5 protein-coding genes and 3 tRNA genes are annotated in these 7,861 nt (G+C 64.7%); 7 read left to right on the top strand and 1 reads right to left on the bottom strand.

Annotation, left to right across the window (positions count from 1 at the left end; translation table 11 throughout):
• The first annotated feature begins 241 nt into the window (after positions 1 to 241).
• Positions 242 to 1,333: a redox-regulated ATPase YchF gene (gene ychF / locus AC5P9W_RS19870; protein ID WP_057502606.1), complete on the top strand. Its 1,092-nt coding sequence runs from the start codon at positions 242 to 244 to the stop codon at positions 1,331 to 1,333.
• A 612-nt stretch (positions 1,334 to 1,945) separates the two neighbouring features.
• Here ychF and AC5P9W_RS19865 read toward each other — a convergent pair.
• The gene (locus tag AC5P9W_RS19865; protein ID WP_180877852.1) at positions 1,946 to 4,708 is read right to left on the bottom strand and encodes a TonB-dependent receptor domain-containing protein; all 2,763 of its coding nucleotides are present in this window, start codon (positions 4,706 to 4,708) and stop codon (positions 1,946 to 1,948) included.
• A gap of 170 nt (positions 4,709 to 4,878) precedes the next feature.
• Between AC5P9W_RS19865 and AC5P9W_RS19860 the strand changes: the two genes are divergently transcribed.
• The 6 genes from AC5P9W_RS19860 to AC5P9W_RS19835 all read left to right on the top strand — a co-directional run.
• Complete coding sequence (locus AC5P9W_RS19860; RefSeq protein ID WP_206621780.1) at positions 4,879 to 5,898, top strand: cyanophycinase; 1,020 nt, start codon at positions 4,879 to 4,881, stop codon at positions 5,896 to 5,898.
• 138 nt (positions 5,899 to 6,036) lie between these two features.
• Positions 6,037 to 7,053 (top strand): isoaspartyl peptidase/L-asparaginase family protein, encoded by a 1,017-nt coding sequence (locus AC5P9W_RS19855; RefSeq protein ID WP_021204466.1) that lies wholly within the window; start codon positions 6,037 to 6,039, stop codon positions 7,051 to 7,053.
• A gap of 137 nt (positions 7,054 to 7,190) precedes the next feature.
• A tRNA-Tyr gene (locus AC5P9W_RS19850) sits at positions 7,191 to 7,276 on the top strand.
• 24 nt (positions 7,277 to 7,300) lie between these two features.
• Positions 7,301 to 7,374, top strand: a tRNA-Gly gene (locus AC5P9W_RS19845).
• A 49-nt stretch (positions 7,375 to 7,423) separates the two neighbouring features.
• Positions 7,424 to 7,499, top strand: a tRNA-Thr gene (locus AC5P9W_RS19840).
• Positions 7,500 to 7,540: 41 nt separating this feature from the next.
• Positions 7,541 to 7,861, top strand: a 321-nt coding sequence (locus AC5P9W_RS19835) for a GTP-binding protein (protein WP_495201811.1), incomplete at its 3' end; no start/stop codon positions are given.

Raw genomic sequence — 7,861 nt, 5'->3', positions numbered from 1 at the left:
GGTACGGAGTCAACCAGGCCGGTAGGTACCGACCGTTGGTCGGTACGGAGTCAACCAGGCCGGTAGGTACCGACCGTTGGTCGGTACGGAGTCAACCAGGCCGGTAGGTACCGACCGTTGGTCGGTACGGAGTCAACCAGGTCGGTAGGTACCGACCGTTGGTCGGTACGGAGAATGATTGGAAAAGCAGCGCCCATGTCGCTGTTTCCCCAATCACTTTCACCCCAGAGAGCTGTCACCCATGGGTATCAAATGCGGCATCGTCGGCCTGCCCAACGTCGGCAAGTCGACCCTGTTCAATGCGCTGACCAAGGCGGGCATCGCCGCGGCGAACTTCCCGTTCTGCACCATCGAGCCGAACGTCGGCATCGTGCCGGTGCCGGACCCGCGCCTGAACGAGCTGGCGGGCATCATCAACCCGCAGAAGGTCATCCCGACCGCGGTCGAGTTCGTCGACATCGCCGGCCTGGTCGCCGGTGCCGCCAGCGGTGAAGGCCTGGGCAACAAGTTCCTGGCGCACATCCGCGAAGTCGATGCCATCACCCACGTGGTGCGCTGCTTCGAGCACGGTGACATCGTGCACGTCGCCGGCAAGGTCGACCCGATCTCGGACATCGAAACCATCGATACCGAGCTGGCGCTGGCCGACCTGGACAGCGTCGAGAAGGCGCTGAACCGTGCCGAGCGTGCAGCCAAGGGCGGCGACAAGGACGCAGCGGCGCGCAAGCCGGTGCTGGCCAAGCTGCAGGCGGCACTGTCCGACGGCAAGGCTGGTCGTTCGGTCGGCCTGGATGATGAAGAAAAGGCGCTGGTACGCGACCTGTTCCTGCTGACCCTGAAGCCGGTGATGTACATCGCCAACGTGCTGGAAGACGGTTTCGAGAACAACCCGCACCTGGAAGCTGTGCGCGCGCATGCCGCCGCAGAAGGCGCGCAGGTGGTGCCGGTGTCGGCCGCGATCGAGGAAGAGCTGTCCCAGCTCGACGACGAAGACCGCGATACCTTCCTGGCCGACCTGGGCCTGAGCGAGCCGGGCCTGAACCGCGTGATCAACGCGGCCTACAGCCTGCTGGGCCTGCAGACCTACTTCACCGCAGGCGTGAAGGAAGTCCGCGCGTGGACGGTGCGCAAGGGTGCCACCGCCCCGCAGGCTGCCGCGGTCATCCACACAGACTTCGAGAAGGGCTTCATCCGCGCCGAAACCATCGCGTATGACGACTTCATCAAGTACAAGGGCGAAGCCGGCGCCAAGGAAGCCGGTCGCCTGCGCCTGGAAGGCAAGGAATACCGCGTGCAGGAAGGCGACATCCTGCACTTCCGCTTCAACGTCTGATCCAGCGGCATCGGATCAACCCCGGACGCCCCGCCTCGTGCGGGGCGTTCGCGTTTCTGAATATGGATAAAAAATCACCACGCTTCGAAACGCCTGCGCTGCAATGCTCGCACCCACTTGTCCACACCAAGTTCCCATCGCTTTCCACGCCGCATGTGGAAAACCGGCGAAGCCGATGTAGAGCCGAGCCCATGCTCGGCTGATGCCAGCCGGAGCCGAGCGTGGGCTCGGCTCTACAAGGGGCTCGCCCGCGCGACCTGGACAGATTTTCACCACGCTTCGAAACGCCTGCGCTGCAATGCTCGCACCCACTTGTCCACACCAAGTTCCCATCGCTTTCCACGCGTGGTGTGGAAAACAACGGGAGGCGTGGATAAAAAATAACCACGCCCGGAAATGCCTGCATCGCAACGCTCGAACCCACTTGTCCACATCAAGTTCCCATCACTCTCCACGCATTGTGTGGAAAACCCCGGTGGCCCACTGATAGCCGCCCACCTTGGTGGGCGCGCGGCGAGACAGTGCCCGCCAAGGTGGGCATCTACCAGAGCGCAAATGACAAGGCCCGCCAATGGCGGGCCTTGTCGTCCACGTCCTGCAAGGCGGCGCGCCTTACAGCGCGGTGCCGCCAAACTTGTGGGTGTACTGCAGGTTGATGGTGCGGCCGACGCTGTCGAACCAGGACACGTCGTAGTACGGGTACGCGGTATACGTGGTGTCCTTCGGCGGCATCTTGTTGAACACATTGACCACCGACAGCGACAGGCGCGAGTGGTCGTCGAAGCGGTACTGCACCGAGGCGTTGTAGCGGTAGGTCGCCTTCACGTACGGGCTGTCGCCGCTGTCCCAGTCGAACGACTGGTCGTAGCTGTCCGAAGTTGGCAGCTTGCCCAGGCGCGAGCCATAGACCGTCGCCGACCACGCGTCCTTCTCCCAGGTCACGCTCAGGCTGGTCTTGGTACGCGGGATGTCGAATCCGCTGTTGACCGCGAACTGGTCCAGGGTCGGGTCACCGGGGTAGCGCTGGAAATCGTGCTTCTTCACCCAGGTGTGGGTGCCGTTGAGGATGAAATCGCCGATGCCGGTCTGCATGCGGTAGCGCAGGCCGACGTCGATACCGGAGGTCGATTCGCGGGCGACGTTGATCGGAGCGACGCGCACGCCGTATAGGCGGCCATCACCGGTGCGGGTGATGCGGTCGAGCGCGTCCACGCAGGTCGGCGAGTTGATGTCGGCAGTACCCAGGCGGCAGTTGGCTTCGTTGGCCAGGAGCGTGCGAACGTCCATGTCCTGCACCTGCTTGCGCATGTCGATGTCAAACCAGTCCACGGACAGGTCCAGGCCGATCGCCGGCGACCAGACGAAGCCTGCACTCCACGAGGTGCTGGTTTCCGGGTCGAGCTGGCGGTTGCCGGTGCGGCTGCGGATCAGGTTGCGCTCGTAGTCGGAACAGTCGCTAGCGCCATCGGCGCGGCAGCTGTACAGGTCTTCGGCGGTGGTCTCGTCGTTGCCCGGTCCGGCGAACACGTAGTGCAGGTCCGGCGCGCGGAACGCGGTGCCATACGAACCGCGCACCAGCAGCGTGTCGATCGGGCGCCATTCCAGACCGCCGCTCCAGGTCGCCTTGCCGATGGTGTGGCCGGAATAGCGGTACTGGTCGTAGCGGCCGGCCACGCTCAGGTTGACCGTGTCGTGCAGCGGCATGCGCAGCTCGGCGGCGGTCGCCCAGCGGTTGCGCGAGCCCTGGCCGTCCGAATCCTTCCAGCTGTAGTAGTAGTACTGGGTGGCCAGCGGATCGGGATTCAGCGCATAGGCCTGCTGGCCCACTTCCACGGTCGCGGCGAACCCGGCATCACCGCCCGGCAGGCCGAACAGCGCGGAATTGGTCAGCGTGAATGCAGCCGTCTCGGTGCGCGACTTCGGCGAATAGGTAGTGCGTGCGGCAATCGAATCGTACTCGGCGCGGGTCAGCGGCCGGTACAGCCGCGACGGGTCGGCATTGAAAATCGGGAATACGTTGCCTTCGTCATCGGTGTAATCGCCCAGCTGCGGGCCCAGGAACAGGTCATTGGCCCTCGCGGCGATGATCTTCGCCCAGCTGATCCGCGACTGGTATTGCGAGTGGCTCAGTGCGGCCTCGTAGTCCCAGTTGCCGGTCAGATTGCCCTTGAAGCCAGTGGTCACGCTGAAGGTCTTCTGCGTGCTGCGCACCATGCCGTTGCGCAGGCCGCCCATTTCCTCCGGCGAAAACTGGCGGTTCCAGGCTTCGATCTGTTGATCGGCCTCCGTGCTGGCAATGTTTCTGAAATAGCCCGCCTCATTGCCGTCGGCGCCCATGTGGCCCCAGTTGGTGACGTCGCGCATCAGCGACATCGTGTGATAGCCCAGCTGCACATCGGCAAACCACTGCTGGCCGTTGTCGAAGTCGTAGCTGAGCGAAGCGTACCCGTTGGCGCCACGGCGCTTGCTGAGGATGGTGCCGTAGCCGATCGACGTGTCACTGCCGCAGTACCAGCCTGAGCGTGGACGGTAGGCGTGATAGGTGCTGCCCTGGTTCTGCCCGGCCAGCGCTTCACAGGTGGTCGTTCCCGGATCCAGGTAGGCGTCGTCACCGTCCGTACGCAGATAGGCGCGACGAGCGGCACGCGCACGCTCAGTCGGCGCATCCTGGGTCGAATCCTGGATGTCGCGCTCATAGGCCCACAGCGGGGTCTGCGACTGCAGCTCGACGCTGTACACGGCGTTGAAGTTGCCGCGGCTGAAGCCGCTGGCCAGGCTCATGTCGAACGACTCGCCACCGCCTTCGCTGGTGGTGCCCATGCGCATGTCGATCGTGGTGCCGTCGGCCTTTTTCTTCAGGATGAAGTTGACCACGCCTGCGATCGCGTCCGAGCCGTAGATGGCCGAGGCACTGCCGGTCAGCACTTCGATGCGCTCGATCATCCCCAGCGGGATGTTGGAGACGTCGGTGAAGTTGCTGCGGCCCTTGAACGGCATCGGGAAGTCGGCGATGCGGCGGCCATTGACCAGCACCAGCGTGTGGTTCGGGCCGAGGCCGCGCAGGTCCACCTGCTGGGCGCCGGGCGAGAAGTCGGCGCCGCTGGAAGACTGCTGGCTCTGCGTCTCACCGCCGTTCTGGGTCATTGCACGCAGCACGTCCGGCACGCTGGTGAAGCCGCTGGAGCGGATCTGTTCGGCGTTGATCACCGTGATCGGGGCGGGGCCTTCCACCTGGGCGCGCGGAATGCGCGAGCCGGTGACCTGCACCGCGTCCAGTTGTTGCACCGAAGAGGAAGCCGGTGCCTGGGCCGCCGCGGAAGCAGCCACGCCCATCAACGCCAGCTGGATCGACCACGCCATCGCCTGTCTACGCATGAGGAATTCTCGGAAATGAAGCCGGCCCGCAGAGGAGGGGCCCTGTCCCCCATTCAGATTTCCGGAACGGGCGCGCGCATTTAACGCCTTTTTCATGTCCTTGACTACTGGGTCCCTATCTGGCAAAGAGTGGAAACGCTTGCAAGTCGATTTTGTTCAGGGAGATCAAGATGCGACGCCTCCATCGGACCGTGCGTGCCCCCTTCGCCTGGCTGGCGCTGTTGGTCTTGGCCGTGCCGTTGGTCGCCCTTGCGCAGGACCTGCAGGGCCCGGGCTTCGCCTACTACGAAGCCGGCGATCTCGACGCGCCCCGGCCCGGTCCGCGCGCACCGGCCATGATGCTGATGGGCGGTGGCGAATGGGTGCCGGAGGCCTTCCACTGGTGGCTGAAGCAGGCTGGCAATGGCCGCGTGCTGATCCTGCGCGCTTCTGGCAGTGATGAGCTGCAGGACCGCCTGTACCGCGAGATCGGCGGTACCACCGCAGTGCAGACGCTGGTCTTCGACAGCCGCCGCGGCGCCGACGATCCGGCCGTGCTGCGCGTGGTTGCCGCCGCCGATGCCATCTTCATTGCCGGTGGTGACCAGTCGCGCTACATCCGCTTCTGGAAGGGCACTGCGCTCAACCGCGCGCTGAATGCCCATGTGCGCGCTGGCAAGCCGATTGCCGGTACCAGTGCGGGGCTCGCCATCCTCGGTGGCTATGCCTACGGCGCGATGGACGGCGGCAGCATCACCTCCGCCGGTGCGCTGGCCGACCCGATGGGCAGTGCGGTGACCATGGACAGTGGCTTCCTGCAGATGCCCTACCTGCAGCGCGTGGTCACCGACACCCACTTCGACAAGCGCGACCGGCTCGGTCGCCTGATCGTGTTCGTGGCGCGCGCCGCCCAGGACAGTGGCGACCCCGGCATCGTCGGCATCGGCGTCGACGAGGACACCGCCCTGTGCGTGGAGCCCGATGGCCAGGCGCAGGTCTACAGTGCTGACGGCGAGGGCAAGGTCTGGGTGGTCAGCCCCGGCCGCGATGCCGACCGCCTGGTCGAAGGTGAGCCGCTGCGCTTCCACGCGGTGCCGGTAACGGTGGTCGCCAGCGGCAGCCGCATGCGCCTGGATGACTTCCAGGCCGAGGCCGACTACCAGGCCGTGGCCGACGTCAGCGATGGCGAGATCGAAATCATCCGCCAGTGACCCGGCGATCCTGTGGCCACGCATGGGATGCTGTAGAGCCGAGCCCGCGCTCGGCTGCTCTTCAATCGAGGCATCAGCCGAGCATGGGCTCGGCTCTACGATGATGCCTCCCTTGCCCACCTGCTGGAGACGTATCCGATGAAACTGCGCCTGGCGCTGTCTATGCTGCTGTCCCTGCCCATGCTTGCCCAGGCCGCACCGGCCGCTTCACCGCTGCTGGTCATCCACGGCGGCGCCGGCGTCGAGCGCAAGGACCTGTCGCCGGCCGAGGAAAAGGCCGCACGTGACGCGCTGCGGGCAGCACTGCTGAAGGGTCATGCGGAACTGGTGGCCGGTCGCCCTGCGCTCGCAGCGGTCACTGCGGCGATCACCGTGCTGGAGGACGATCCCACCTTCAACGCCGGCAAGGGCGCAGTGTTCACCCACGACGGCCGCAACGAGCTGGATGCGGCGGTCATGGATGGCGCGAACCAGGCGGCGGGCGCGGTGGCGGGCGTGCAGCGGGTGCGCAACCCGATCCTGCTGGCGCAGACCGTGATGCAGAAATCCCGCCACGTGATGATGGTCGGGCAGGGCGCCGAAGCCTTCGCCGCCGAGCAGGGCATTCCTCTGGTCGATCCCTCCTACTTCCGTACAGAGAAGCGTTGGCAACAGCTGCAGCGCGCCCTCAAGGAAGAGGCCAGTGGCCAGGCACATGCCGACCTGGAGACTGCAAAGCACTTCGGTACCGTTGGTGCGGTCGCATTGGACGCGCAGGGGCATCTGGCCGCCGGCACCTCCACCGGGGGCATGACCAACAAGCGCTACGGCCGGGTCGGTGACTCGCCGATCATCGGTGCCGGCACCTGGGCCGACGCACGCTGCGCGGTGTCCGGCACCGGGTGGGGCGAGTACTACATCCGCACTGCGGCCGCGCACGAGATCTGTGCGCGCATGCGCTACCAGGGGCAGAGCCCGGAGCAGGCCGGCAAGGGCGTGATCAACGAGACGATTCCGCAGATGGGCGGCGACGGCGGTGCGATCGTGCTCGGCGCAGACGGAAAAATGGCCACGCCGTTCAACACCCAGGGCATGTATCGGGGCTGGATCGGCGGCGACGGCGTCCCTCATGTCGCAATTTTCGCCAACGAGACCCTGCCGGTTCCCGGGCAATAACCTTGCGTATCAATGGGTTTGCGACAGCGTGTGAAAAAAATGGAAAAAAGCGTTGACAGCCCCCCGTCCCATCAGCAGAATAAGCGGCTCACCACCACACACCGCAACGCTTCGGCGGCAACGGGTTGGGGTGGTAAGGAGGGATACCCAAGCGGCCAACGGGGGCAGACTGTAAATCTGCTGGCTTACGCCTTCGGTGGTTCGAATCCACCTCCCTCCACCAGTTTCACGTTGTGACATTCCCGGCGCGGGAGTAGTTCAATGGTAGAACCTCAGCCTTCCAAGCTGATGGTGCGGGTTCGATTCCCGTCTCCCGCTCCATTGAATGAACTTTGAATATTATCGAGTTCATGTCATAATGCAAAACTCGGCTCACGTAGCTCAGTCGGTAGAGCACTTCCTTGGTAAGGAAGAGGTCGAAGGTTCGATTCCTTTCGTGAGCACCATCTCAAGCATCACCTCTCAGACGAATTCGAGATAAGCAGCCATGGCCAAGGGTAAGTTCGAGCGCACCAAGCCGCACGTCAATGTCGGCACCATCGGTCACGTCGACCACGGCAAGACCACGCTGACAGCCGCACTGACCAAGATCGGTGCCGAGCGCTTCGGTGGCGAGTTCAAGGACTACTCCTCGATCGACGCCGCTCCGGAAGAAAAGGCGCGTGGCATCACGATCTCGACCGCGCACGTCGAATACGAATCCCCGATCCGTCACTACGCCCACGTTGACTGCCCGGGCCACGCTGACTACGTCAAGAACATGATCACCGGTGCCGCCCAGATGGACGGCGCGATCCTGGTGTGCTCG

The organism is Stenotrophomonas sp. YJH_SMC_33 (genome assembly GCF_059372295.1).
Note: the sequence above shows the minus strand (reverse complement) of the source record. Positions and strands in the feature narration are given on the sequence as shown.